This is a genomic window from Herminiimonas glaciei (genome assembly GCF_042664955.1).
Lineage (GTDB): Bacteria > Pseudomonadota > Gammaproteobacteria > Burkholderiales > Burkholderiaceae_D > Oxalicibacterium > Oxalicibacterium glaciei.
In genome coordinates this window covers 344,506-367,088 of record NZ_JBHTBU010000001.1, presented here as the reverse complement: position 1 = coordinate 367,088, position 22,583 = coordinate 344,506, and the positions used below count along the sequence as shown (strand labels likewise).

Sequence of the window (22,583 nt, the reverse complement as noted above, 5' to 3'; positions counted from 1 at the left end):
ATTCTGTGAAGGCGATGGGTTTCTTCGTATCCCATCAATATGGGAATTACAGCGTTCAGGCGGCCGGATTCATCCCGAAAGCAGGGGAATCGTTTTTAATCTGGAATGTTTTAAAAGGAATCAGCCTATCGCCAGCGCGATCACGCCGACTGCAATAAAGATGGCGCCTATCAGCCTTTGAATGCGATCACCTTCTTTCAACAGGTGACCGCCGATAATGGCAGCAAAGAGCATGGATACTTCACGCGCTGGCGCCACATGCGACAAGGGAGCCAGCTTCACCGCGTACAGCACGAGTACATAGGATACGGGACTGATGGCACCGACGATCAATGCATACTTCCACTGCTTCTTCCACAAGCTGGCTGCCGTCGCGCGATCCTGAAAATAAGTCGGAGCCAGTATGACGATACGAATAAAATTCCCCATGTAATCGATCAGGATCGGCGACATCAGCATGAACTTGACCGCATAGCCATCCACCACGGTATAACTGGCAATGAAGGCCCCCGTCAGCAAGCCGTAGAAGATGCCGACATGCACCCGTTTACGTTGTACCGGATCCCTGGCCGCAAGGAAAAGTTTGGGACCACCGGCAATCAGGAATACCCCCAGCACAACCCCAGCTATACCCGCGATGCCGAGTGTCGATATATGCTCCCCCAGCAACATCAGTGCCGCCATCGATGACAGCAAAGGACCTGAACCGCGTGCCAGTGGGTAAACAACCGTCAAGTCTGCCTTGCGATACCCGCGTAGCAACACCACGTAATAAATGACATGCAGGATACCGCTGACAAGGATCACTATCCATTCGTCCCAGCCCCAACCCGGCACTACATTCCATGCCAGGCTTACGCCAAGCGGGGTCCAGACCAGGGCAAGGAAGAGACTGGTGAATAAGGCAAAGCGCGCATCACCACCGGCACGCTTGGCGACAATATTCCAGCCGGCATGGATAAAACCGGCAGTGATGAGTAGAGCGAGGGCGGAAAAAGACATGGGAAATTTGCTGCAATGACTAAGCCTGGCGATCAGGCATTCACATTTTCAAAAGCCTGTTTGATGTAAGCCGCGAGATGTTTGCTCTTGATCTCAGCCAGGCTGTGTATCTTGATATGACGGCGCAGCTTGCCCTTGCCTTCAAGGACCTGCCACTCATCATGCAAATCACAACCGCGGCCGAATTCAATTGAGATGTGTTCGGCGTAGGCAAATACGCCGCAAAAGTCTTTCGGCGCGGCAAACATGAAGCCGCCGTACATCACACGTTCGGAAGCCTGTTTCACTTCTGTATAGATGACGCGCCGTGCTGCCGCTACCAGTTCATGACGCTCGGGATTAACCAGGCGAATATCATTGAGCAGCTGTTCGACCCTTGCGTCCGTCATTTCGCCGGTTTGCGCTCGCGCCCTACTTCGGCAATTGCATCCTGGAATTCGGCGACGTCTTCAAAGCTCTTGTAAACCGAAGCGAAGCGGATATAGGCAATCTTGTCGAGGCGCTGCAATTCACGCATGACCAGTTCACCGATCTGGCCGGAGATGACTTCGCGCTCGCCGCTGGACAGCAGCTTTTGTTCTATACGATGGATGGCGGCATCGACCGCTTCTGCGGAAACCGGACGCTTGCGCAAGGCCAGTTGCAAGCTGCCCTGCAATTTCTTTGGATCAAAATCGGTACGGCTGCCATTCTTCTTTACCACCACCGGCATCGTCAGTTCGATGCGTTCGTAGGTCGTGAAGCGCTTGTCGCAGCTGGTGCAACGGCGGCGCCGGCGAATGCTATCGCCTTCCTCGGAGACACGTGTGTCGAGGACCTGGGTATCGTCGTGCTGGCAAAAAGGACATTTCATCGCGGTGCCTGGCCTTCAAGGTCATTACGTCAGCAAAAATTGTTCGTCGGCAAATTATGCCGGACAAATAGCTATACTACTTAAGCCAACATCCCAAAATGGCCTTGTCCGGAACAATTATCCCGACAAGGCCATTTTGTAGCGCCCTTCATGCTGCCGAAGGGCGCTGTACCACTACACAAACTTTAAATCAAAATACTCAACCGTAGACCGGGAATGCATCCGTCAGCTTTTTCACTTCAGCCTTGACGCGTTCGATGGTCGCGGCATCGTTAGGATTTTCCAATACATCGGCGATCAGGTTACCGACTTTGGTCGCTTCCGCTTCCTTGAAACCACGGGTCGTCATGGCCGGGCTGCCGAGACGGATGCCCGAGGTGACGAATGGTTTTTCCGGATCGTTAGGGATCGCATTCTTGTTGCAGGTAATGTGCGCGGAACCGAGCAGGTTTTCTGCGTCTTTACCGGTAATCTTCTTCGCGCGCAAATCAACCAGCATCACATGCGATTCGGTACGGTTGGAAACGATACGCAAACCACGTGCGATCAATGCCTTCGCCAATGCGTCGGCGTTTTTCACGACTTGTTGCTGGTAGGTTTTGAACTCAGGTGCCAGTGCTTCCTTGAACGCCACCGCTTTACCGGCAATCACGTGCATCAAAGGACCGCCTTGCAAGCCCGGGAAGATCGCCGAGTTGATGATTTTTTCGTGTTCGGCTTTCATCAGGATGAAGCCGCCACGTGGACCGCGCAACGATTTATGCGTAGTCGAAGTAACGAAGTCTGCGAATGGCACCGGATTCGGGTATTCGCCTGCTGCGATCAAACCGGCGTAGTGCGCCATGTCGACCATGAAGTAAGCGCCGATTTCCTTGGCGATTTTGGCGAAGCGTTCGAAGTCGATGCGCAATGCGTAAGCGGATGCACCGGCGATGATCAGCTTCGGCTTGTGTTCACGTGCCAGGCGTTCCATCGCGTCGTAATCGATTTCTTCCTTGTCGTTCAGGCCGTAGGAAACAACGTTGAACCATTTGCCCGACATATTCAATGCCATGCCGTGCGTCAGGTGACCGCCTTCGGCCAGCGACATACCCATGATAGTGTCGCCTGGTTTCAGGACTGCCAGAAACACGCCCTGGTTGGCTTGCGAACCGGAGTTAGGTTGTACGTTGGCCGCATCGGCGCCGTACAGCTGCTTGAGGCGGTCGATCGCCAGTTGCTCGACGATATCTACATATTCGCAACCACCGTAGTAACGCTTGCCCGGATAACCTTCGGCGTATTTATTGGTCAGTTGCGTGCCTTGCGCTTCCATTACCGCCGGCGACGTGTAGTTCTCGGATGCGATCAGCTCGATGTGCTCTTGCTGACGGGTATTTTCCTTCTGGATGGCCGACCACAGTTCTGCGTCTGTTTTTGCGAGGGTCTGGTCTTTTGAAAACATGAATCACTCCAATCGTTCAAAAAAATGGGCAGGAAGCTAATATCGAACACAAACCGCGACAAAGTCACGACTTGCCAATACAACACTACCTGGGATCGAATGAGGAGGCCGGAAACGGAATTGACAGGCAGCCTCAGTCGTACTCTCCATTCGGGCTACCCAGGCGCACGGCAATGAAATCTCACGCTTCACGGTGGGTAAGCCCACCTTACGACGTAATTTACCTATAAACAGCAGGAAAACCAGTCGGATTCGCCAGTCACGTGAGACGAAATGGTGCAAGGATTCTACGACAAGCGCCTGTTTTCGGCAAGCAGCACACTTGTTCACAGACGATAAACAAATGACAATATCCAGGCCCTCCCCGCCACCCATGACGGCACTGATACAATTCTGCATCCGCAAAGTCTGGCAGGAAGGAATGTCCCTCTTCCCCAGCCATGCCACCCACCCGCATCACGAATGGATTGCCGCACAATATGAAAATCGCCACCTGGAACGTCAACTCACTCAAAGTCCGCCTGCCGCAAGTCTTGCAATGGCTGACAGACAATCCGGTCGATGTGCTGTGCCTGCAGGAAACCAAAACCGTCGATGAAAAATTCCCACTGGCGGAAATTGAAGCCGCCGGTTACCACGTCGTGTACACCGGGCAAAAAACCTATAACGGCGTCGCCATCCTGTCGCGCCACCCGATTGATGATGTGGTGAAAAACAATCCACTGTTTGACGATGAACATCAACGCATCATCATCGGCACGATCCAGGGCGTGCGCATCATCTGCGCTTATATCCCGAATGGGCAGTCATTGGAATCGGATAAATACCAATACAAATTGCGTTGGCTGGCAGGCTTGCATGAATTGCTCGCGCATGAATTGAAGCAGCATGAAAACGTCGCGCTGCTCGGCGACTACAACATCGCCCCGGAAGACCGCGATGTGCATGATCCGGTCGCATGGCAAGGCCAGGTGCTGGTATCGGAACCGGAGCGTGCCGCTTTCGTGCGCATGCAGGAAATGGGCTTCACCGATGCTTTCCGCATGTTCGAGCAACCGGAAAAACTTTATAGCTGGTGGGATTACCGCCAGATGGGCTTCCGCCTCAATCGCGGCTTGCGCATTGATCACATCCTGTTGTCGCCGTCCCTGGCCAAACGCTGCACCGCCTGCGTGATCGACAAGGTACCGCGCAAATGGGAACAACCATCCGACCACACCCCGGTGATTGCAACGCTGGACTAAGGATCACTACCGCTTCAGGCAGATGGAGTTAAAGTCTCGTCTGCCTGGAGTATGAGTTGCCAGTAACCGACATCCAGCCACTGATCAAACTTTTTGCCTATCTGCGGCAAGTGCGCCACTTTTACAAAGCCCAGTTTTTCATGCAGCGCCACGCTACCCGGATTGGGCAAGACAATGCCACCCAATACCGCATGCACCGACTGCTTGGCCAGTTCGGCAATCAGTGCTTTGTATAAGAGCGTGCCCAGGCCTTTGCCGCCGCTATCCTGTCCCAGGTAGACCGAACCTTCGACCGAGTGTTGATAGGCCTTCCTCACCTTCCATTTGCTGGCGTAGGCATAACCGAGGATACGTCCATCCTCTTCATATACCAGCCAAGGAAATTGCTGCAGCGTTTCTTCTATACGCAAGGCCATTTCATCCGCACTGACCGCTTCCATCTCAAAACTGATGACGGTATTAAGCACGTAATGGTTATAGATATGACAGATGGCTGCGGCATCGTTGACGGTCGCCAGGCGTATGGCTTCAGGCATGGTGGGCTTCGGAAAATAAGATATTTGTAGTGTAACCAAAGTAGCGGCAACAAGCTTCAATGCACGCAGGCAGAGTCCATAAAAAAAGCCCCGTCATCGGACGAGGCTTTTTATTTTTTGCCGTCCATCACAGGGCGGCAAGGCAGTCATGCAATCCGGCTCAGGCCGGATTGCAGACCATCATCAGTCTACGGTTGCGCCGCTTTCTTTCACGACTTTCGCCCATTTAACCGATTCTTCTTTTACGAAGGCAGCGAAGTTTTCAGGGCTGTCGCCAACGTAATCAGAGCCGGTATCTGCCAGGATTTTTTGGAATGCTGGCTCTTTCATGATCTTCTGGGTTTCAGCATTGATCTTGTTGACGATTGCTTTTGGTGTGCCGGCTGGTGCGAAGAAACCGTACCATGCGTAGGAAACCACAGCAGGCAAACCTGCTTCAGCGAAGGTTGGCACGTCAGGCAATTGCGGCGAACGTTGTGCGCCGGAAACTGCAATCGCTTTTACCTTACCGCTCTTAATGTGCGGCATGATCGCGATCATGCTGTCGAACATCACAGGAACGTGGCCACCGAGCAAATCGGAAATGGCAGGAGCCGAACCTTTGTAAGGAACGTGCGTCATTTCCAGCTTGGTGACGCTCTTGAACAATTCACCGGTCATGTGCTGTGGTGTGCCCGAACCAGCCGAAGCGTAGGAGAACTGGCCTTTTTGCGCCTTGATGTAAGCCATCAATTCTTTCAAATTGTTGGCAGGTACGGATGGGTTAGCCACCAGCACCAGCGGTACGCGCAGCAGGTTGGTGATAGGCACCAGATCCTTGCTCGGATCGAAGGTCATTTTTTTGTACAGGCTAGGATTGATAACAATCGGAGCGCTGGAGGTAATCAACAGTGTGTTGCCGTCTGCCGGCGCACGTGCCACCGCTGCACTACCGATGTTGCCGCCGCCACCGCCACGGTTGTCGATCACGAACGGATGGCCGAGGTCTTCGGTCAGGCGTTTCGCAACAGGACGTGCAGCGATGTCAGATGGACCGCCTGGTGGCCAAGGCACCACGACCGTTACCGTCGAGTTTGGCCAGCTTTGGGCCAGGGCGTTAACAGAAAAACTCGCTGCTGCGGCAAATGCGCACAGGAGTATTTTGCTGCCGCGGGATAGTTGTCTCATCATTCAATCCTTATAGAAAAGTAAATCACGCTTCAGGGATTGCGATCTTGCCGAAACACCGACAAGCACACAGAACCGGAATCGCTAAGGGCAAAGGCGACGGATATTGCGCCCAGGGAAGGAAGGATACCTCATTCGGAATCCTCATAACGATTTTTACGCAGTGTATATGCGACTAATATCCCGCTCTTTATCGCTGAAAATACTTACCCGAAACTTACAGTGAATTTGAAACGGCATCATCCGCATAGTCGGAACCCAGCGGCCCCACGCGCAACAGGTAACCCGCTTCATTGACGATATTCTCTGCCCTCGCGAGAAACAAATTCGCTGTGATGCCGGGTGCATAGATGCAGAGTATCTCAATTGCAAAATCCAGCCCTTGCGCCGCCGGATATTGCACGTAGATTTCGCCGCTTTCAATAAAGCGTAAATAGCTGTTCAGCTTGGCTTGTAACAGCTGCAAATGCGCATCGTCCCACACCAGGTCGTCAAGGATGCCAAGGGTGCAGGTAGCGGTCGCCAGATCCAGGCTGACCGTATCTATCAGTTCGCTTTGCTCTACCGTCATCGCGCGTTAAAGCCTCAGCGTTTGACCAATTGCTTTTCAAACGCGATATCGGATTTGGTCTGGCGCCGCGGTTTTTGCGGGCCGTAGGCCTTGACGAAGGTAACAAATTCATCGAGCGGTAAGCGTTCGCTGACGGTCACCGGTTTATCGCCGGCGTTATCGACCAGGTAAAACAATTCTTCGGAAGTACGCACCATCGCATAGTGCTCATTTCCGCTCCGTTCTTTCAGTCGTTCAACTGCGGCAGTGGCTCTGGTTGATCTCATACACTCCTCGGCAATGACAACGGACGACTTAGCGCAGGCGCGCGGTCAGCATCCAGTAATGTTCAGAATGGTGAACCCGCATATCTTTCAACAAGGGGCCCAGACGTTTGCGCAAGGTGCTGTTGGTATAGTAATTCTTCAGGATTTCGTAACGCTCACCATTCGGTGCAGCATGGATCTGGTAGGTATTGCCTTCCAGGTCGGTACGCGCAATCACGGTTTTTTCGGTATCGACTTGTGCATTGTCGACCAATACCAGCAAACCGTTCTCGCCTATGATCTTGCGGATACGCGCTATGACTTCGGCCTGGTCCTGGCGTCGTACGTGCGACCACCAAAAACCGGCGAAGCAGGCTGTGAACTCGCCTTCGACCTTGGGATCCATCGCGTCAGCAACTGCAAACTGCACGACATCTTCCGGCAACTCGCGGGTTTTAGCCTGTTCCAGCAAACTCGGGTTGATGTCGGTCGCCAGTACCGAAGCCGCGTATTCGGCCAGCTCATCGGTCCAGTAACCATCGCCACAAGCGAGTTCCAGCACGTGCTGGTCTGTCATCAGGGTACGCAAATTGTCCATGATGTCGTCCAGCGCATCAGCGCCATCCGGGTTTTCAATATCTTCTTCATCGAAGTTATTGCGGACCGCGTAGTACTCGGCCATATCGGTGTTTACCGGTTTAATCATGCTGCTTCTGCTTCCAGTTCAAAATAGTGAATACTCATTCAAAGTTCATACATATCTTTTTCGCCGTTCAATACCTGCTCGACCAGTTTGCGGTTGAGGGTAGGCGTCAGCAATTCGATAAATGTAAATACATAGCTACGCAAGTATGCGCCCTGCTTCAGCGCCACGCGTGACACATTGGTACCGAACAAGTGTCCGGCCGGAATCGCGCGCAGGTTCTTGTCGCGCTCCGCATCAAAGGCCATGCCGGCGATGATACCTATGCCCATGCCGAGTTCGACATAAGTTTTGATCACATCGGCATCAATCGCTTCCAGCAGGATATCCGGCTTCAGGTTACGTAGCGCAAAGGCATGGTCTATCTTGTTGCGACCGGCAAACGCGCTGTCATAGGTAATCAGCGGGTAGGCGGTCAACTCTTCCAGCGTAATCGACTTCGATTTGAGCAAGGGATGGTCGACCGGCACCACCACCTGATGCTCCCACTGGTAACAGGGCAAGGAAATCAGGCCGTCGATGCTGGCGATCGATTCCGTCGCAATCGCCAGGTCGGCCTGGTCCATCAGCACCATATCGGCGACCTGCTTCGGATTGCCTTGCAATAAAGACAATCTTACCTTCGGGAATTTCTGCGTAAACGCCTGCACCACCTTCGGCAGCGAATAACGCGCCTGCGTGTGGGTGGTCGCTATCGTAAAGCTGCCGCTGTCGTGTGCGGCAAATTCATTGCCTATGCGTTTGAGGCCGTCAATTTCCTGCATGATCAGCTCAACCGACTTCAAAACCGCCCGTCCCGGCTCGGTCAGGCCGCGGATCCGCTTGCCGTGACGGGAAAAAATATCCACGCCCAGCTCTTCTTCCAACTCAATAATTGCTTTGGAGACACCCGGTTGAGAGGTAAACAGTGCCTTGGCAGCTTCGGTCAAATTAAAGTTCTGCCGCACTGCTTCCCGAACGAAGCGAAGTTGATGAAGATTCATGTCTTCCCCTCATGTTTTCGACTGAAAACACGCATTTGCGCGTCCCCGTCATTTTTCATTATTGCTTATACCAAAAAAGCATATAAGCAAATAATTAGTAAGTAGTTTGGAATAAGGCTCAAGTTTATTACTATTCGCCCTACTTTGCGCGAGGTCTTATGTCGGTTACTTATATTGTTTCAGGTTTTGCTGTCGGTTTACTGGTCGGTTTGACCGGTGTCGGCGGCGGCTCCCTGATGACACCGCTGCTGACCCTGCTGTTTGGCGTCTCGCCGACGGTAGCGGTCGGGACCGACCTCGCCTTCGCCTCCACCACCAAAATCGCCGGTACCTTTGCCCATCGTTACAAGGGCAATGTGCACTGGAATATCGTCAAACAACTGTGCATAGGCGCCTTGCCGGCTGCCGTGCTGACCACACTCGTCTTGAAGTACCTGGGCGGCCTCGACAAGGAAATCGGCCAGGTCATCCGTTATTCGATCGCCGGTTCCGTCATGCTGACCGTGATCGCACTGATTTTCCGTACCCGCCTGCAAAACTGGATGAGCGCCCATCCGAACCGTCAGTTCCATGGCAAAAAACTGGTCACAGCGACCATAGTTTCGGGTGCAATTCTCGGTACATTGGTTACAATCTCGTCTATTGGCGCCGGAGCAATCGGCGCCACCATACTGGTTCTGCTTTATCCACGCCTGACACCGGCTGAAATTGCCGGTACCGACATTGCCTATGCAGTGCCTTTGACCGCGATTGCGGCCCTCGGCCACTGGTGGCTCGGATCGATCCATTGGGAATTACTGGCCATGCTGTTGCTGGGCTCCGTGCCGGGCATCACCCTGGGATCGCTGGCGTCACGAGCCATACCGGAAAAAGTATTGCGCGTTCTGTTGGCCACCACGCTGACAACCGTTGCCTTCAAGTTAGTTTATTAAGGAATTGAGATGTATCGCTACGATCAATACGACCATCAAATCGTCAAAGAACGCATCGCGCAATACCGCGATCAGGTCCGTCGTCGCCTGTCCGACGAATTGGCAGAGGACGAATTCCGTATCCTGCGCCTGCAAAACGGCCTGTATATGCAGCGCCATGCCTACATGCTGCGTATCGCCGTCCCTTACGGCCTGCTGTCGTCGGCACAGATGCGCATGTTCGGCCATATCGCCCGCAAGTATGACCGCGGCTATGGCCACTTCACGACGCGCCAGAACATCCAGTTCAACTGGATCAAGCTGGAAGAAACACCGGACATCCTGACCGAACTGGCTTCGGTCGAAATGCACGCGATCCAGACTTCCGGCAACTGCATCCGCAACACTACTTCGGACGAACTGGCCGGCGTGGCAGCGGACGAAATCGTCGATCCGCGTCCATACGCAGAAATCATCCGCGAGTGGAGCACCTTCCATCCGGAATTCGCTTACCTGCCGCGCAAATTCAAGATCGCAATCAACGGCGCGGTCGAAGACCGTGCGGCGACTGCCGTGCATGACATCGGTTTGCACGTCATCAAGAATGAAGAAGGCGAAGTCGGCTTCCGCGTACTGGTCGGTGGCGGCATGGGCCGTACCCCTATCCTTGGCAGCGTGATTTGCGAATTCCTGCCATGGCGTCACGTCATGACCTACCTGGAAGCGATCCTGCGCGTCTACAACCAATACGGTCGTCGCGACAATATTTACAAAGCGCGTATCAAGATCCTGGTCAAAGCAATCGGCATCGATGAATACCGTCGCCAGGTTGAAGCGGAATGGCAAGACATCAAGGACGGTCCGGGTACCCTGACCGACGAAGAGCTGCAGCGCGTTGCCGCATTCTTCACCATGCCTGCCTACGACACCTTGCCTGCAACGGATGCAGCGTTTGAACAGCACAAGGCAGAAAACAAGGCCTTCAACAGCTGGCTGAGCCGCAACGTCAAGCCGCACAAGGTAAGCGGCTACGCTGCTGTCGTCCTGTCGATGAAAAAAACCGGCGTGCCACCGGGCGATGCAACCGCAGAACAGCTGGACTTCATGGCTGAACTGGCGGACCGCTACAGCTTTGGCGAATTGCGCGTCACGCATGAACAAAACGTAGTGCTGTCGGACGTCAGGATTGCCGACCTGTATGCAGTGTGGGAAGCCGCCAAATCGCAAGGCCTGGCAACACCGAATATCGGCTTGCTGACCGACATCATCTGCTGCCCTGGTGGTGACTTTTGCTCGCTGGCGAATGCCAAATCGATCCCTATCGCGGAAGCGATTGCCGAGCGTTTCGACAACCTCGACTTCCAGCACGACATCGGTGACATCGAACTGAATATCTCCGGCTGTATCAATGCCTGCGGCCACCATCACGTCGGCAACATCGGCATCCTCGGTGTCGATAAAGACGGTGCCGAGTGGTATCAGGTGTCTATCGGCGGTGCCCAAGGCAATACCAGCTCGATCGGCAAAATCATCGGCCCATCGTTCTCGGCGCACCAGATGCCGATCGTAATCGAACGCTTGCTCGAAGTGTATGTACGCGACCGTATCGAAGATGAACGCTTCATCGATACCACCCGTCGTATTGGCGTTACGCCATTCAAGGAACATGTGTACGCAACGCCTATCAAGGCTGCGCACGCCGCAGGAGAAGATGCATATGCTTAACATCATCAAAGATAAAGCCGTAGTCGGCACCGACGACTGGAACCTGCTGCGCCTGGCAGAAGGTGAAAGCGCTGAAGCCGTTGCAGTCCCGGCCGGCAAAGTCATCGTGCCGCTGACCGTATGGCAGGCGCAAGCTGCCAGCTTGAAAGCACGCGGCGATGTCGGCGTCTGGCTCGCCAGCGACGAACGTCCGGAAGCATTGAAAGACGATACCGCCACGCTGCAAATGATCGCGGTCGACTTCCCTAAATTTGGTGACGGTCGTGGTTACTCGATCGCTTACAACCTGCGCATGCGTTTCGACTACACAGGTGAATTGCGCGCGGTCGGCGATGTCTTGCGTGACCAGTTGTTCTATATGCAGCGTGTCGGCTTCAATTCGTTTGCCGTACGTGCTGATCGCGACGTCAACGATGCACTGAAAGGCTTGAGTGATTTCTCCGAAAGCTATCAGCAATCGTGGGACAAAAAGACGCCATTGTTCCGTCGTGTAGACCGTCAGGCAGTTGCACCAAAATGAATGATGCAGACTTTGCCGCGCTGGTAGCGGCCACCAGGGAAACACTGCAGCGCGTAGCGGATCAGTTCGCACCTGCAGTGTTCGCTTCCAGCCTGGCGGCGGAAGATATGGTGCTGACCGACATGATCCTGCGCGACAAACTGTCCATCGGTATCTTTACGCTGGAAACCGGCCGCCTGCATGCAGAAACGCTGAGCGTGCTCGACCGCATCAAGGAAACTTACGGCTACGAGGTTGAACTGTATCGTCCACAGCCGGAAGCGGTAGACGCTTACGTCAAGCAAAACGGCTTGAACGCTTTCTATGAAAGCGTCGACATGCGCAAGGAATGCTGCCGCATCCGCAAGGTTGAGCCGCTGAACCGCGCACTGGCAGGCAAGCATGCCTGGGTCACCGGCCAGCGCCGGGCGCAATCGACCACCCGCGCCGCGCTCGATGTACAGGAGCAGGACGAAGCGCACGACATGATCAAGTTCAATCCGCTCGCGGACTGGTCGGAAGAAGATGTCTGGCACTACATCCGGAGCAACAATGTGCCGTACAACCCGCTGCACGATAAAGGTTATCCGTCGATTGGTTGCGAACCCTGCACCCGCGCGATCCAGCCGGGCGAAGATGTACGCGCCGGACGCTGGTGGTGGGAAAACCCGGAATCCAAGGAATGCGGCTTGCACGTCGTCGACGGCAAGCTGATCAGAATCAAACCCGTAGCAACTAACGCCTGAGATCCTATGAACACAGTAGTTGATAAATTATTTCTCGATAGCGCCAGCAACAAGCACCTCGATTGGCTGGAATCGGAAGCCATCCACATCATGCGTGAAGTGGCGGCTGAATGCGCCAACCCGGCACTGCTGTTTTCCGGCGGCAAGGACTCGGTCGTGATGTTGCGCCTGGCGGAAAAAGCCTTCCGTCCCGGCAAATTCCCATTCCCGCTGGTACACATCGATACCGGCCACAACTTTGATGAAGTCATCACCTTCCGCGATAAGCGCGCCGCCGAACTCGGCGAACGCCTGATCGTCGGCTCGGTGGAAGATTCGATCAAGCGCGGCACCGTGCGCCTGCGCAATCCCCTGACCGATTCGCGCAATGCGGCGCAAGCGGTGACCTTGCTGGAAACCATCGCTGAACACAAATTCGACGCCTGCATCGGCGGCGCCCGTCGCGATGAAGAAAAAGCCCGCGCCAAGGAACGCATCTTTTCCTTCCGTGATGAATTCGGCCAATGGAATCCAAAAGCACAGCGCCCTGAACTCTGGGACCTGTACAACACCCGCGTCCATCCGGGCGAAAACATGCGCGTGTTCCCGATCTCGAACTGGACCGAACTCGACGTCTGGCAATACATCGCCCGCGAAAAACTGGAACTGCCATCGATTTACTTTGCACACCAGCGCGAAGTCATCCCGCGCAACGGCTTGCTGGTACCGCTGACACCATTGACCCCGGCCAAGGAAGGCGAAACCGTCGAAACCCAGACCGTACGCTTCCGTACCGTCGGCGATATTTCCTGCACCTGCCCGGTCTCGTCGGATGCGGACAGCGTTGAAGCCATCATCGCGGAAACAGCCGTCACCCAGATCACCGAGCGCGGCGCGACCCGCATGGACGACCAGACGTCCGAAGCATCGATGGAAAAACGTAAAAAAGAAGGATATTTCTAATGAACGCTGTAGTTGCAGATCAATTGTCGGGCAAGAATGCCGCTACCCCATCGGCTGAACGCGGCCTGCTGCGCTTCATTACCGCTGGTTCCGTCGATGACGGCAAAAGCACACTGATCGGTCGCCTGCTGTTCGACAGCAAAGGCATCTTCGCTGATCAGCTGGATGCGATGTCGCGTGCCAAGCACAAACGCACCGTCGGCGACACCATCGACTTGTCCCTGCTGACCGATGGCCTGGAAGCAGAACGCGAACAAGGCATCACCATCGACGTGGCATATCGCTACTTCGCTACACCTAAACGCAAATTCATCATCGCCGATACCCCGGGCCACGAGCAATACACCCGCAACATGGTGACCGGTGCGTCGACTGCAGACGCCGTCATCATCCTGATCGACGTGTCCAAGGTAAAACTGGGCGACGACGGCAGCGTGGAATTGCTGATCCAGACCAAACGTCACTCGACCATTGCCCACCTGCTGCAAATCGAACACGTGATCGTGGCTGTCAACAAAATGGATCTGGTGAATTACGACCAGACCGTCTACGACCGCATCGTGGCTGCTTACGCAGAGTTTGCAAAAACCCTGGGCTTGAAAGACATCCGTCCTATCCCATTGTCCGCCCTCACCGGCGACAACGTGGTTGCGAGTGGCGGCAATATGCCCTGGTACAAAGGCCCGACCCTGATCGAATTGCTGGAATCGCTGAGCGTCTATGATGAATCGCACGATGAGCCGTTCCGCTTCCCGGTACAACTGGTTGCGCGTCACAACGGCCATGAAGCCGATGACTTCCGCGGTTACATGGGTCGTATCGAAGCCGGTAAAGTCAGCAAGGGCGACAAGCTGGTGATCCAGCCGAGCGGCCAGACTGCCACCGTCAAGGATATCCAGACCCTGGATGGCTCACTGGAACAAGCAGTGGTCGGTCAATCGATTACCCTGCTGCTGGAAGAATACGTCGACATTTCGCGTGGCGATATGTTGTCGGCTGCAAACCGTCCGGCTGAATTGCTCAAGACCGTGAATGCAGACTTGTGCTGGCTGTCGGAAGAACCGCTGGATACCCGTCGCAAATACTGGCTCAAGCACACCACCCGTCAGGTCGCTGCACGCGTGACCAAAATCGATACCCTGCTCGACATCAACACGCAGGAAAAACGTCCTGCCGATGAAGTCAAACTCAACGGTATCGCACGCGTCACACTGAATGTTGCGCAACCATTGGCGGCAGATGCCTACGATGAAATCCGTTCCACCGGCTCCTTCATCCTGATCGATGAAGTCACGCATCAAACCGTGGCCGCCGGCATGATCCGCCTCGACTAAGAGGCATCAGCCATAGCAGCATGACAGAAGAAAAAAAAGCGTACGGCAAGGTGTATCTGATCGGTGCCGGGCCCGGTGCCGTCGACCTGATTACCGTACGCGGTGCGCGCATCCTGGCACAAGCCGATGTCGTGCTGCACGACGCGCTGGTGACACCTGAAATGCTGGAGCTGTGCCCGCAGGCAGAGAAAATTTCTGTCGGCAAGCGCAGCGGCCAGCGTTCCACTGCACAACTGGCCATCAACCAGCTACTGATCGATTGCGCCGCTAAATACAAATTGGTAGTACGCCTGAAAGGCGGCGATCCGATGTTGTTCGGTCGCGCCGATGAAGAACTGCATGCGCTGGAAGCACACGGCATAGAAATCGAAATCGTGCCCGGCATCACCACCGCCTTTGCCGCGGCGGCGGCGGCGCAACTGCCACTGACCAAGCGCGGCATCGCACGCAGCATCGCCTTCTTTACTTCCGCTACCGCACCGAACCAGCCCGACCAGCTCACGCTGCCGGATTGCGACACCCTGATCCAATACATGGGGGGCCGCGAAGCCATGGTCACCGCGCAAAAGCTACTGGAACAGGGCCGCTCGCCGGACTTGCCGGTCGTCATCGTGGAAAACTGCAGCCTGCAAAATCAAAAGATAGTGCGCATGAATTTGCGCGAATTGGAACGCGGTTTGCAGGATACGCAGGGACCGGTACTGGTGATGATAGGTGAGGCGCTCGCCGCACGCGGTAATAACTGACTTCAGTTCAGCGTGCCCAGGCAATAACTCGCCATTGCCTGAAGTACCTGTTCATTTTCCCCGACCGCTTCAACAATATTGAAACTGATTGCAGGATACTGCAGCTTCAGTTCATCAACAATGCGTGGCAAATCCGCCCGTACATGGCCGCCCTGCCCGAGGAAGACCGGCACCACCGTGACCTCGGTCACGCCGGCCTGTGCCAGTTCCGCCGTTAGTTCCGGCAAACGCGGCGTCATCAATTCGAGGAAAGCCAGTTCCACCAGCAGCTCGGGCGATTGCGCTTTGACCAGCGCCTGCAGGCGCTGGAACGGCTCGGCCCAGCGTGGATCGCGGGCGCCGTGCGCAAACAGGACTAGCGCACGCTTCTTCATTAGTGCCGCTCGACCCACATCAAGGCACCGACCGCCACTGTCAGGAACAAGAGACTAGGCAGGATAGCCGTCGCAAACGGTGGCCAGGTATTGAGTAAGCCAAGGTGCGAGAACAGGCTGTTAATCAGCTGGAAGCTGACGCCTATCATGATGCCGGTAAAGATTTTCAGGCTGACGCCGCCGGAACGGAAATGCAGGTAAGCAAATGGCAAAGCCAGCGCCATCATGACAAATACCGCAAATGGATAAACCACTTTTTTCCACAGGGCGATTTCATAACGCACCGTATCGCGATTGTTTTCCGACAGGTATTGCGTGTAATTTACCAGCGCGATCGCGGACATGGTGGCCGGGTCGGTGAAACCTACCGACAGGATTTCCGGTGTCATTTCCGATATCAGTGATTGGGTCTTGAACTTGCTGGTCGAAATCGCCGTCGTGATATCCGTTGCAGTAATGGCTCCCTGCAATTTGCTTTCACCGAAATTGGCTACCGTGCCGTCATTCAGCGTCCAGGTATTCGCGCCCGCATAATCGGCCGAGGATGCAGTAATCAGTGTGGTCAGGTGGAAGTTGCGATTGAATTCATAGATACGGAGATTCAATAACTTGCCATCCGGTTTCAGTTCACGCACGTTGACGAAACGCGAGCCAAGTACCTCACCCTCTTGCCCATTCGAACGGATTACATCCTTGGTCCACAATCCGGAACGGAACTCCTGCGACAATGCGCCACCCTGGCTGTTGACGCGGATTCTTTCCGCCATATTCGATGTCATCGGCACCACAAACTCACCGAATACAAAGGTAATCAGGGCGAACACCACGCCAATCTTGAGCAACATCCCGCCAACCATCGCGGTCGACATGCTGGAGGCACGCATGATGGTGAATTCCGAACGCGCGGCGAATTGCGACAGCGCCCAGATCGTACCAATCAAAGCGGCGATCGGCATCAACTCATACACATAACCCGGCATTTCCAGCAGCACGTATAGGAAGGCATGCTGGATCTTGTAACCGCCATGCCCGACCGATTTCAGTTCGCCGACCAAATCGAAGAAGGCAAACAGGGCAAGGAAGGCAATCAGTACGAACAGGACTGAACGGCCGATTTCCAGCGAAAAGTATTTTTGCAGGATCTTCATGCCGCCGCCTTTCGTCCCAGGCAGGTGCGCTTGAGCAGCGACCATGCAACCAATGGGTGATAACGGCTGTTCACTTTCAGGCGCCAGGCAAAGAACACGACGACCACGATCAGGGCGACCAGATGTACCGGCCACCAGGCCAGCATCAGCGTGGAACGGTTCTGCACCACGGTCGCCTGCGCGAAACTCAGCATATTGCTATAGAAGACAAACAGGAACAGTGCGATCAACAGATTGGCCGAGCGCCCGCCGCGCGGATTCACAAAGCCCAAGGGGATCGCCAATAACATCAGCAAGATGCCCATCAGCGGCAACGAAACACGCCACAGTATTTCGCCGTCGTTAAAATTATTCCGATTGCTCAGCAGCTCCTTGGTCGAAGTCGCACGCGCCGAAGTATCGCCAACCAGTGCCTTGGATTGACTACCGACCAACACACCGTAACGGTCAAATTCCATTAATTCAAAATCCGATTGCGTCGGTACACCGTCATAGCGACGCCCCTGATGCAAGACAAGAAATTTATCCCCCTCAGGATCAATCTCAACCGTGCCCTCTTTCGCAACGACGACACTGGTCTTGCCATTCAGTACGCTGCTGACGAAAATATTCTTGACCTTGGTTGAGTCACCGGACACGCCTTCGACAAAAAAGACGCGATCTGACGATGAAGATTCCTGGAATTTACCCGGCGATACGCGCGCAATATCTTCGCGGTTCGCATAACGTTCTTTATAGACGGCACTTTGTTCGTTCGACCATGGCGTCAGGAACAGGCTGAGTACCGCCGTCAGGGTCACGATAGGCAGGCCGAACATCAGGACCGGCCGGATCCACTTGGACAAACTCAGGCCGGAAGCAAACCACACCACCATTTCGGAATCCTGGTAGCTGCGCGTCACCACCAGCAGAACGGCGACGAAGCCGGTCAGGTTCAACAGGATAGGCAGGTAATTGAGGGCGGAGAAACCAAGCAACGCAACGACATCCGCAGACGCGATCTTGCCTCCCGCAGCCTGCCCCAGGATACGAATCAAGGTCACCGTGATCGTAATAGTAAACAGGGTAGTGAAGACGGCGCCAGCGGTACTAAGCAAATCGCGTCGGAGCGCGCGCTGAAAAATCATTGGGAGGCTATAATCGTGAATCGACAAGGAGAGTAACGCATGGACTTTAGCATAAAACCATTGGACGCAAAAAGCACTATCGGCAGTATCAAGACGGGCTGTATCGCAGTTGCCGTATTTGAAGACAAGAAACTGTCCTCAGGCGCACAGGCGCTGGATCGCAAGGGTGAAATCAGTGCGGCCCTGAAGTCCGGCGACATCAGCGGCAAAGCCGGTTCCACCCTGCTCTTGCGTAGTGTCAATGGCGGCACCGCCGAGCGCGTATTGCTGGTCGGCCTCGGCAAGCAGGATGCGGTGACAGAAAAAGATTTCAACGCGGCGGCCCAGGCCGTCGTCCGTGCGTTTGCCACCCTCGGCAGCGGCGAAGCCGTGATCGCGCTGCCATTTGACGCCGTCGCCAGTCGCGACAGCGCCTGGGCCATCCGTTGCACCATCCAGAATGCACGCGAAGCCGCTTACCGCTTCGACAGCCTGAAAAGCAAAAAAGAGCCGGCCGCCAGCGGCGTCAAGAAAATCGCCTTTGCGGTACCTGCAGCAGCTGTCAACAGCGCCAGGGAAGCCGTCACCCAGGCGGTCGCGGTCGCCAATGGCATCGACCTGACCAAGGACCTCGGCAACTTCCCGGCCAACGTCTGCACGCCGACCTATCTGGCCAATACCGCCAAGAAAATGGCGAAAGAATTCAAACTGGAAGTCGAAGTACTCGACCGCAAGCAATTGCAGGCCTTGAAAATGGGCAGCTTCCTGTCCGTGACCAACGGCAGCGTCGAACCACCTAAATTCATCGTCCTCAAGCACAACGGCGGCAAAGCCAAGGATGCGCCGACGGTACTGGTCGGCAAAGGCATCACCTTCGATTCCGGCGGGATCTCGCTGAAACCGGGCGCGGCGATGGATGAAATGAAGTACGACATGGGCGGTGCGGCTTCGGTACTCGGCACCATGCGTGCGATTGCCGAACTCAAGCTCAAGCTCAATGTCATCGTCGTCATCCCGACCTGTGAAAACATGCCATCCGGCAGCGCTACCAAGCCGGGTGATATCGTCACCTCGATGTCGGGCCAGACCATCGAAATCCTGAATACGGATGCCGAAGGCCGCCTGGTACTGTGCGATGCGCTGACGTACGTCGAACGCTTCAAACCGGCTGCCGTGGTCGACGTCGCGACCCTGACCGGTGCCTGCATTACCGCGCTCGGCCATCACAATTCGGGTCTGTTTACCCGTAGCGACGATGCGCATGACGCATTGGCAAATGAATTGCTCAGCGCCGGCAAGGCGGCAGGCGACACTGCATGGCGCATGCCTATCGAAGACAGCTACCAGGAACAGCTGAAATCGAATTTTGCCGATATGGCAAATATCGGTGGCCCGGCCGGTGGTGCAGTAACCGCCGCCTGCTTCCTCGAACGCTATACGAAGAAATACACGTGGGCGCATCTGGATATCGCCGGTACCGCATGGAAAAGCGGCGCAGCCAAGGGTTCAACCGGACGTCCGGTGCCTTTGCTGACCACCTTCCTGATCGCACGCGCACAAGCTGCAGGCAAGTAAGACCGTGGAGACACGCGCATCCGGTGACTGAACCGGATGTGCGCCTTCACTCCGGCAACTCCCAGAATACCGCTTACTTACGCACCCACTCTTTCCATAAAGGAAACCCTATGATCGTCTTGATCACAGGTGCAACTTCAGGCTTCGGCGCTGAAATGGCACGAAAATTCGCGCAACATGGCCATAAAGTGATCGCTACCGGTCGCCGCCAGGACAGGCTGGATGCGCTTGCCGCCGAAATCGGACCATCCGTACTGACGGTCGCGATGGATGTCACCGACAAGGAATCGATTGCTGCGGCACTGGCAAGCCTGCCGCCGGAATGGCAGGAAATCGACGTGCTGATCAATAACGCCGGCCTCGCGCTCGGCGTGGCTCCGGCCCAATCCGCATCGCTCGAGCAGTGGGAAACCATGATAGAGACCAACTGCAAAGGCTTGGTCACCGTCACCCGCCTGCTGCTGCCGGAAATGCTCAAGCGCAATCGCGGCACAATTATCAACATCAGCTCCAGTGCCGGTGCCTATGCCTATCCGGGTGCCAACGTGTACGGCGCGACCAAGGCCTTTGTCGATCAATTCACGCGTAATTTGCGCGCCGACCTGGTCGGCACCGGCGTGCGTGCATCGAATATCGCTCCCGGCCTGGCTGGCGGCACCGAATTCTCGAATGTACGCCTGAAGGATGATGCAGCGGCGGCCAAAGTCTACGAAGGCACGATCCCGCTGAGTCCGGCGGATATTGCCGAAACCGCTTACTGGATCGCCACCCTGCCGGCCCACGTCAATATCAACCACATTGAATTGATGCCAACCTGCCAGGGCTTCGGACCGCTATTCATCAAACGCAATACCTGAGCCGAAACACCGGTTTTGGCCGCAAAGCCTTGCTGCTGGCGGCCAAAACTGTAAATACCGGCAACAAACTTGTCACACTGAATCAATATCATTGATAATTCAGCCATACGCTGTATTCGTTCGTAACAACCATCAGCACACTTCAGGGCAATGCCACAGCGCTGCCACTCCAAGGTAAAGATCCGAGATGCTGTCAAATTTTACGTGGACCGTTCGCGTCTACTATGAAGATACCGATGCCGGTGGCGTCGTCTTCTATGCCAACTACCTGAAATTCTTTGAGCGCGCCCGCACCGAGTGGCTGCGCAGCGCCGGCATCAACCAGCAATTGATGACCGAAACGCACGGCGTCATGTTCGTCGTCAAAAGCACCGCCGTCGATTATCACGCCCCGGCCAAACTCGATAATGAACTGAAATTGACAGTCGTAGTCGAAAGGATGGGCCGCGCTTCGGTGCAGTTCATACAGGAAGCATGGCGCGTGACTGTTGACGCTGATGGCGAGCACAAGGAATTGCTGGCCACCGGACGTATCAAGGTCGGCTGCGTCGATACGCAGCGCTTCAAACCCAGCCAGATTCCCAGCCAGGTATTGGATTGCATCAAAACCCTGGAAGTACGCCCGGCCGAATAAGGCATATGCAGGGCTAAATCGCACCGTCTCAAGCAAGTTACGCATACAATTGACCAAATTCGACTAAATCACACTTCCATGACCGTCACCCAAGACCTTTCCTTCGTCCACCTCATCACCAACGCTTCGGTTCTTGTACAGCTCGTCATGGCGCTTTTGCTGGCCGTGTCCGTCATGAGCTGGACTTACATCTTCCGCAAGATGTTCGCGATCAAGAATGCCCGCGCACAAACCGAGGAATTCGAACGCGCCTTCTGGTCCGGTGGCGACCTCAACACCCTCTACCTCGAAGCCAGCTCCAACCGTCGCAAGAACAATGGTTCGACCGGTGCGCTGGAACGCATCTTCGAAGCCGGCATGAGTGAATTCAATAAAGCCAAGGGTTCCAACGACGCATTCCATGTCAATGCCCGCCTCGACGGTGCACGCCGTGCGATGCGCGCCGCCTACCAGCGTGAAATGGATGCGCTGGAATCCCACCTTGCCTTCCTCGCGTCGGTCGGATCGGTATCACCGTATGTCGGTTTGTTCGGTACCGTATGGGGCATCATGAACGCCTTCCGTGGCCTGGCCAACGTACAGCAAGCAACGCTGGCCGCCGTCGCGCCGGGTATTGCCGAAGCGCTGATCGCGACTGCAATCGGCCTGTTTGCCGCGATTCCTGCCGTGGTTGCCTACAACCGTTACTCGCACGATATCGATCGCCTCGCGATTCGTTTCGAGAGCTTCGTCGAAGAGTTCTCGAATATCCTGCAACGCCAGATTCGATAAGGGCGCCAGCAATGTCATTCTCATCCGGTAGCATGCGCGGCGGTCGTACCCGCAAGTTCAAGTCTGAAATCAACGTCGTACCGTATATCGACGTCATGCTGGTACTGCTGGTGATCTTCATGGTGGCCGCGCCGCTGACCAATCCCGGCGTCATCAATTTGCCGAACGCCGCCAAATCGACGCTGCCGCCGACTGAATACATACGCATAGATTTGCGTCCGGATACGTCAGCAACGCTGACTATCGCCGGCAGCAAAGGCGGCAAAGCGCCGACCGAGACCGCAGCCAACCGTGCGGCACTGGCGCAAAAGCTGCAGGCCATACACGCTGATCGTCCGGAATTGCCGGTCATGATTTCAGCCGACAAAAACATCAAATACGACGAGGTGATACAAGCCATCTCGGAAGCCAAAAAACTTGGGATAGAGCGAGTTGGGCTGGCAACCAAGTGATGCCAGTTTTATGAC

26 protein-coding genes and 1 riboswitch are annotated in these 22,583 nt (G+C 55.2%); of the genes, 13 read left to right on the top strand and 13 right to left on the bottom strand.

Features of this window, described 5'->3' with window-relative positions:
• Window positions 1-120: 120 nt before the first annotated feature.
• The 4 genes from ACFQPC_RS01720 to glyA all read right to left on the bottom strand — a co-directional run bounded on the left by ACFQPC_RS01720 (window position 121) and on the right by glyA (window position 3,299).
• Window positions 121-1,002, bottom strand: coding sequence for an EamA family transporter (locus tag ACFQPC_RS01720; protein WP_382269919.1), 882 nt, complete (start codon window positions 1,000-1,002; stop codon window positions 121-123).
• A 32-nt stretch (window positions 1,003-1,034) separates the two neighbouring features.
• Window positions 1,035-1,391, bottom strand: a complete 357-nt coding sequence (locus tag ACFQPC_RS01715) for a DUF1801 domain-containing protein (RefSeq protein ID WP_382269918.1) — start codon at window positions 1,389-1,391, stop codon at window positions 1,035-1,037.
• Window positions 1,388-1,855 (bottom strand): transcriptional regulator NrdR, encoded by a 468-nt coding sequence (gene nrdR, locus ACFQPC_RS01710; protein WP_012080295.1) that lies wholly within the window; start codon window positions 1,853-1,855, stop codon window positions 1,388-1,390. The genes ACFQPC_RS01715 and nrdR overlap by 4 nt, the downstream gene beginning before the upstream one ends.
• Before the next feature lie 199 nt (window positions 1,856-2,054).
• Window positions 2,055-3,299, bottom strand: coding sequence for a serine hydroxymethyltransferase (gene glyA, locus ACFQPC_RS01705; RefSeq protein ID WP_012080296.1), 1,245 nt, complete (start codon window positions 3,297-3,299; stop codon window positions 2,055-2,057).
• 150 nt (window positions 3,300-3,449) lie between these two features.
• A riboswitch (ZMP/ZTP riboswitch) is annotated at window positions 3,450-3,572 on the bottom strand.
• Window positions 3,573-3,778: 206 nt separating this feature from the next.
• Here glyA and xth point away from each other — a divergent pair.
• Entirely contained in the window at window positions 3,779-4,543 is a 765-nt protein-coding gene (gene xth, locus ACFQPC_RS01700; protein WP_382269917.1) for an exodeoxyribonuclease III, read from the top strand.
• Between the two features lie 14 nt (window positions 4,544-4,557).
• Here xth and ACFQPC_RS01695 read toward each other — a convergent pair whose 3' ends face one another.
• From ACFQPC_RS01695 to ACFQPC_RS01670, 6 genes are all read right to left on the bottom strand, one after another.
• Complete coding sequence (locus tag ACFQPC_RS01695; RefSeq protein ID WP_382269916.1) at window positions 4,558-5,079, bottom strand: arsinothricin resistance N-acetyltransferase ArsN1 family B; 522 nt, start codon at window positions 5,077-5,079, stop codon at window positions 4,558-4,560.
• Between the two features lie 183 nt (window positions 5,080-5,262).
• Complete coding sequence (locus ACFQPC_RS01690; protein ID WP_382269915.1) at window positions 5,263-6,246, bottom strand: Bug family tripartite tricarboxylate transporter substrate binding protein; 984 nt, start codon at window positions 6,244-6,246, stop codon at window positions 5,263-5,265.
• Window positions 6,247-6,463: 217 nt separating this feature from the next.
• On the bottom strand, window positions 6,464-6,817 hold the full coding sequence (locus ACFQPC_RS01685; RefSeq protein WP_382269914.1) for a DUF6572 domain-containing protein: 354 nt from the start codon (window positions 6,815-6,817) through the stop codon (window positions 6,464-6,466).
• 14 nt (window positions 6,818-6,831) lie between these two features.
• On the bottom strand, window positions 6,832-7,083 hold the full coding sequence (locus tag ACFQPC_RS01680; protein WP_382269913.1) for a hypothetical protein: 252 nt from the start codon (window positions 7,081-7,083) through the stop codon (window positions 6,832-6,834).
• A 28-nt stretch (window positions 7,084-7,111) separates the two neighbouring features.
• Window positions 7,112-7,768 (bottom strand): class I SAM-dependent methyltransferase, encoded by a 657-nt coding sequence (locus ACFQPC_RS01675; protein ID WP_382269912.1) that lies wholly within the window; start codon window positions 7,766-7,768, stop codon window positions 7,112-7,114.
• A gap of 38 nt (window positions 7,769-7,806) precedes the next feature.
• Window positions 7,807-8,748 (bottom strand): CysB family HTH-type transcriptional regulator, encoded by a 942-nt coding sequence (locus tag ACFQPC_RS01670; protein WP_382269911.1) that lies wholly within the window; start codon window positions 8,746-8,748, stop codon window positions 7,807-7,809.
• Between the two features lie 158 nt (window positions 8,749-8,906).
• Between ACFQPC_RS01670 and ACFQPC_RS01665 the strand changes: the two genes are divergently transcribed.
• From ACFQPC_RS01665 to cobA, 7 genes are read left to right on the top strand one after another with little or no spacing between them, the layout of a single operon-like run.
• Entirely contained in the window at window positions 8,907-9,680 is a 774-nt protein-coding gene (locus ACFQPC_RS01665) for a sulfite exporter TauE/SafE family protein (RefSeq protein ID WP_012080304.1), read from the top strand.
• Window positions 9,681-9,689: 9 nt separating this feature from the next.
• Window positions 9,690-11,384, top strand: a complete 1,695-nt coding sequence (locus tag ACFQPC_RS01660) for a nitrite/sulfite reductase (RefSeq protein WP_382269910.1) — start codon at window positions 9,690-9,692, stop codon at window positions 11,382-11,384.
• Window positions 11,377-11,904 (top strand): DUF934 domain-containing protein, encoded by a 528-nt coding sequence (locus ACFQPC_RS01655; protein ID WP_382269909.1) that lies wholly within the window; start codon window positions 11,377-11,379, stop codon window positions 11,902-11,904. The genes ACFQPC_RS01660 and ACFQPC_RS01655 overlap by 8 nt, the downstream gene beginning before the upstream one ends.
• The gene (locus ACFQPC_RS01650; RefSeq protein WP_382269908.1) at window positions 11,901-12,629 is read left to right on the top strand and encodes a phosphoadenylyl-sulfate reductase; all 729 of its coding nucleotides are present in this window, start codon (window positions 11,901-11,903) and stop codon (window positions 12,627-12,629) included. The genes ACFQPC_RS01655 and ACFQPC_RS01650 overlap by 4 nt, the downstream gene beginning before the upstream one ends.
• A 6-nt stretch (window positions 12,630-12,635) precedes the next feature.
• A complete protein-coding gene (gene cysD, locus ACFQPC_RS01645) occupies window positions 12,636-13,571 on the top strand; it encodes a sulfate adenylyltransferase subunit CysD (RefSeq protein ID WP_012080308.1) in 936 nt (311 codons plus the stop codon).
• Window positions 13,571-14,905 carry a sulfate adenylyltransferase subunit 1 gene (locus ACFQPC_RS01640; RefSeq protein WP_382269907.1) on the top strand — a complete coding sequence of 445 codons (1,335 nt, stop codon included), beginning with the start codon at window positions 13,571-13,573 and terminating at the stop codon, window positions 14,903-14,905. The genes cysD and ACFQPC_RS01640 overlap by 1 nt, the downstream gene beginning before the upstream one ends.
• Window positions 14,906-14,925: 20 nt before the next feature.
• Complete coding sequence (gene cobA, locus ACFQPC_RS01635) at window positions 14,926-15,651, top strand: uroporphyrinogen-III C-methyltransferase (RefSeq protein ID WP_382269906.1); 726 nt, start codon at window positions 14,926-14,928, stop codon at window positions 15,649-15,651.
• 2 nt (window positions 15,652-15,653) lie between these two features.
• Here the strand turns inward: cobA and ACFQPC_RS01630 are convergent, their stop codons facing one another.
• The 3 genes from ACFQPC_RS01630 to lptF are packed head-to-tail and all read right to left on the bottom strand — an operon-like array spanning window position 15,654 to window position 18,300.
• Entirely contained in the window at window positions 15,654-16,025 is a 372-nt protein-coding gene (locus ACFQPC_RS01630) for a sirohydrochlorin chelatase (RefSeq protein ID WP_382269905.1), read from the bottom strand.
• Window positions 16,025-17,173: an LPS export ABC transporter permease LptG gene (lptG, locus tag ACFQPC_RS01625; RefSeq protein ID WP_382269904.1), complete on the bottom strand. Its 1,149-nt coding sequence runs from the start codon at window positions 17,171-17,173 to the stop codon at window positions 16,025-16,027. The genes ACFQPC_RS01630 and lptG overlap by 1 nt, the downstream gene beginning before the upstream one ends.
• Window positions 17,170-18,300, bottom strand: coding sequence for an LPS export ABC transporter permease LptF (lptF, locus tag ACFQPC_RS01620; protein ID WP_382269903.1), 1,131 nt, complete (start codon window positions 18,298-18,300; stop codon window positions 17,170-17,172). The genes lptG and lptF overlap by 4 nt, the downstream gene beginning before the upstream one ends.
• Window positions 18,301-18,339: 39 nt before the next feature.
• On the opposite strand from lptF, the gene ACFQPC_RS01615 reads away from it, so the two are divergent.
• The 5 genes from ACFQPC_RS01615 (at window position 18,340) to ACFQPC_RS01595 (ending at window position 22,568) form a co-directional block, all read left to right on the top strand.
• A complete protein-coding gene (locus ACFQPC_RS01615) occupies window positions 18,340-19,854 on the top strand; it encodes a leucyl aminopeptidase (protein ID WP_382269902.1) in 1,515 nt (504 codons plus the stop codon).
• Between the two features lie 110 nt (window positions 19,855-19,964).
• Entirely contained in the window at window positions 19,965-20,711 is a 747-nt protein-coding gene (locus tag ACFQPC_RS01610) for an SDR family NAD(P)-dependent oxidoreductase (RefSeq protein ID WP_382269901.1), read from the top strand.
• Window positions 20,712-20,898: 187 nt separating this feature from the next.
• The gene (ybgC, locus tag ACFQPC_RS01605) at window positions 20,899-21,345 is read left to right on the top strand and encodes a tol-pal system-associated acyl-CoA thioesterase (protein WP_012080316.1); all 447 of its coding nucleotides are present in this window, start codon (window positions 20,899-20,901) and stop codon (window positions 21,343-21,345) included.
• Window positions 21,346-21,423: 78 nt separating this feature from the next.
• Entirely contained in the window at window positions 21,424-22,116 is a 693-nt protein-coding gene (tolQ, locus tag ACFQPC_RS01600; protein WP_382269900.1) for a protein TolQ, read from the top strand.
• A gap of 11 nt (window positions 22,117-22,127) precedes the next feature.
• Complete coding sequence (locus ACFQPC_RS01595) at window positions 22,128-22,568, top strand: ExbD/TolR family protein (RefSeq protein WP_012080318.1); 441 nt, start codon at window positions 22,128-22,130, stop codon at window positions 22,566-22,568.
• Window positions 22,569-22,583 lie beyond the last annotated feature (15 nt).

Bases quoted from the DNA above. Each gene is read 5' to 3' on its own strand.
- ACFQPC_RS01720 (WP_382269919.1), bottom strand. From the start codon at position 1,002: ATGTCTTTTTCCGCCCTCGCTCTACTCATCACTGCCGGTTTTATCCAT.
- ACFQPC_RS01715 (WP_382269918.1), bottom strand. From the start codon at position 1,391: ATGACGGACGCAAGGGTCGAACAGCTGCTCAATGATATTCGCCTGGTT.
- nrdR (WP_012080295.1), bottom strand. From the start codon at position 1,855: ATGAAATGTCCTTTTTGCCAGCACGACGATACCCAGGTCCTCGACACA.
- glyA (WP_012080296.1), bottom strand. From the start codon at position 3,299: ATGTTTTCAAAAGACCAGACCCTCGCAAAAACAGACGCAGAACTGTGG.
- xth (WP_382269917.1), top strand. From the start codon at position 3,779: ATGAAAATCGCCACCTGGAACGTCAACTCACTCAAAGTCCGCCTGCCG.
- ACFQPC_RS01695 (WP_382269916.1), bottom strand. From the start codon at position 5,079: ATGCCTGAAGCCATACGCCTGGCGACCGTCAACGATGCCGCAGCCATC.
- ACFQPC_RS01690 (WP_382269915.1), bottom strand. From the start codon at position 6,246: ATGAGACAACTATCCCGCGGCAGCAAAATACTCCTGTGCGCATTTGCC.
- ACFQPC_RS01685 (WP_382269914.1), bottom strand. From the start codon at position 6,817: ATGACGGTAGAGCAAAGCGAACTGATAGATACGGTCAGCCTGGATCTG.
- ACFQPC_RS01680 (WP_382269913.1), bottom strand. From the start codon at position 7,083: ATGAGATCAACCAGAGCCACTGCCGCAGTTGAACGACTGAAAGAACGG.
- ACFQPC_RS01675 (WP_382269912.1), bottom strand. From the start codon at position 7,768: ATGATTAAACCGGTAAACACCGATATGGCCGAGTACTACGCGGTCCGC.
- ACFQPC_RS01670 (WP_382269911.1), bottom strand. From the start codon at position 8,748: ATGAATCTTCATCAACTTCGCTTCGTTCGGGAAGCAGTGCGGCAGAAC.
- ACFQPC_RS01665 (WP_012080304.1), top strand. From the start codon at position 8,907: ATGTCGGTTACTTATATTGTTTCAGGTTTTGCTGTCGGTTTACTGGTC.
- ACFQPC_RS01660 (WP_382269910.1), top strand. From the start codon at position 9,690: ATGTATCGCTACGATCAATACGACCATCAAATCGTCAAAGAACGCATC.
- ACFQPC_RS01655 (WP_382269909.1), top strand. From the start codon at position 11,377: ATGCTTAACATCATCAAAGATAAAGCCGTAGTCGGCACCGACGACTGG.
- ACFQPC_RS01650 (WP_382269908.1), top strand. From the start codon at position 11,901: ATGAATGATGCAGACTTTGCCGCGCTGGTAGCGGCCACCAGGGAAACA.
- cysD (WP_012080308.1), top strand. From the start codon at position 12,636: ATGAACACAGTAGTTGATAAATTATTTCTCGATAGCGCCAGCAACAAG.
- ACFQPC_RS01640 (WP_382269907.1), top strand. From the start codon at position 13,571: ATGAACGCTGTAGTTGCAGATCAATTGTCGGGCAAGAATGCCGCTACC.
- cobA (WP_382269906.1), top strand. From the start codon at position 14,926: ATGACAGAAGAAAAAAAAGCGTACGGCAAGGTGTATCTGATCGGTGCC.
- ACFQPC_RS01630 (WP_382269905.1), bottom strand. From the start codon at position 16,025: ATGAAGAAGCGTGCGCTAGTCCTGTTTGCGCACGGCGCCCGCGATCCA.
- lptG (WP_382269904.1), bottom strand. From the start codon at position 17,173: ATGAAGATCCTGCAAAAATACTTTTCGCTGGAAATCGGCCGTTCAGTC.
- lptF (WP_382269903.1), bottom strand. From the start codon at position 18,300: ATGATTTTTCAGCGCGCGCTCCGACGCGATTTGCTTAGTACCGCTGGC.
- ACFQPC_RS01615 (WP_382269902.1), top strand. From the start codon at position 18,340: ATGGACTTTAGCATAAAACCATTGGACGCAAAAAGCACTATCGGCAGT.
- ACFQPC_RS01610 (WP_382269901.1), top strand. From the start codon at position 19,965: ATGATCGTCTTGATCACAGGTGCAACTTCAGGCTTCGGCGCTGAAATG.
- ybgC (WP_012080316.1), top strand. From the start codon at position 20,899: ATGCTGTCAAATTTTACGTGGACCGTTCGCGTCTACTATGAAGATACC.
- tolQ (WP_382269900.1), top strand. From the start codon at position 21,424: ATGACCGTCACCCAAGACCTTTCCTTCGTCCACCTCATCACCAACGCT.
- ACFQPC_RS01595 (WP_012080318.1), top strand. From the start codon at position 22,128: ATGTCATTCTCATCCGGTAGCATGCGCGGCGGTCGTACCCGCAAGTTC.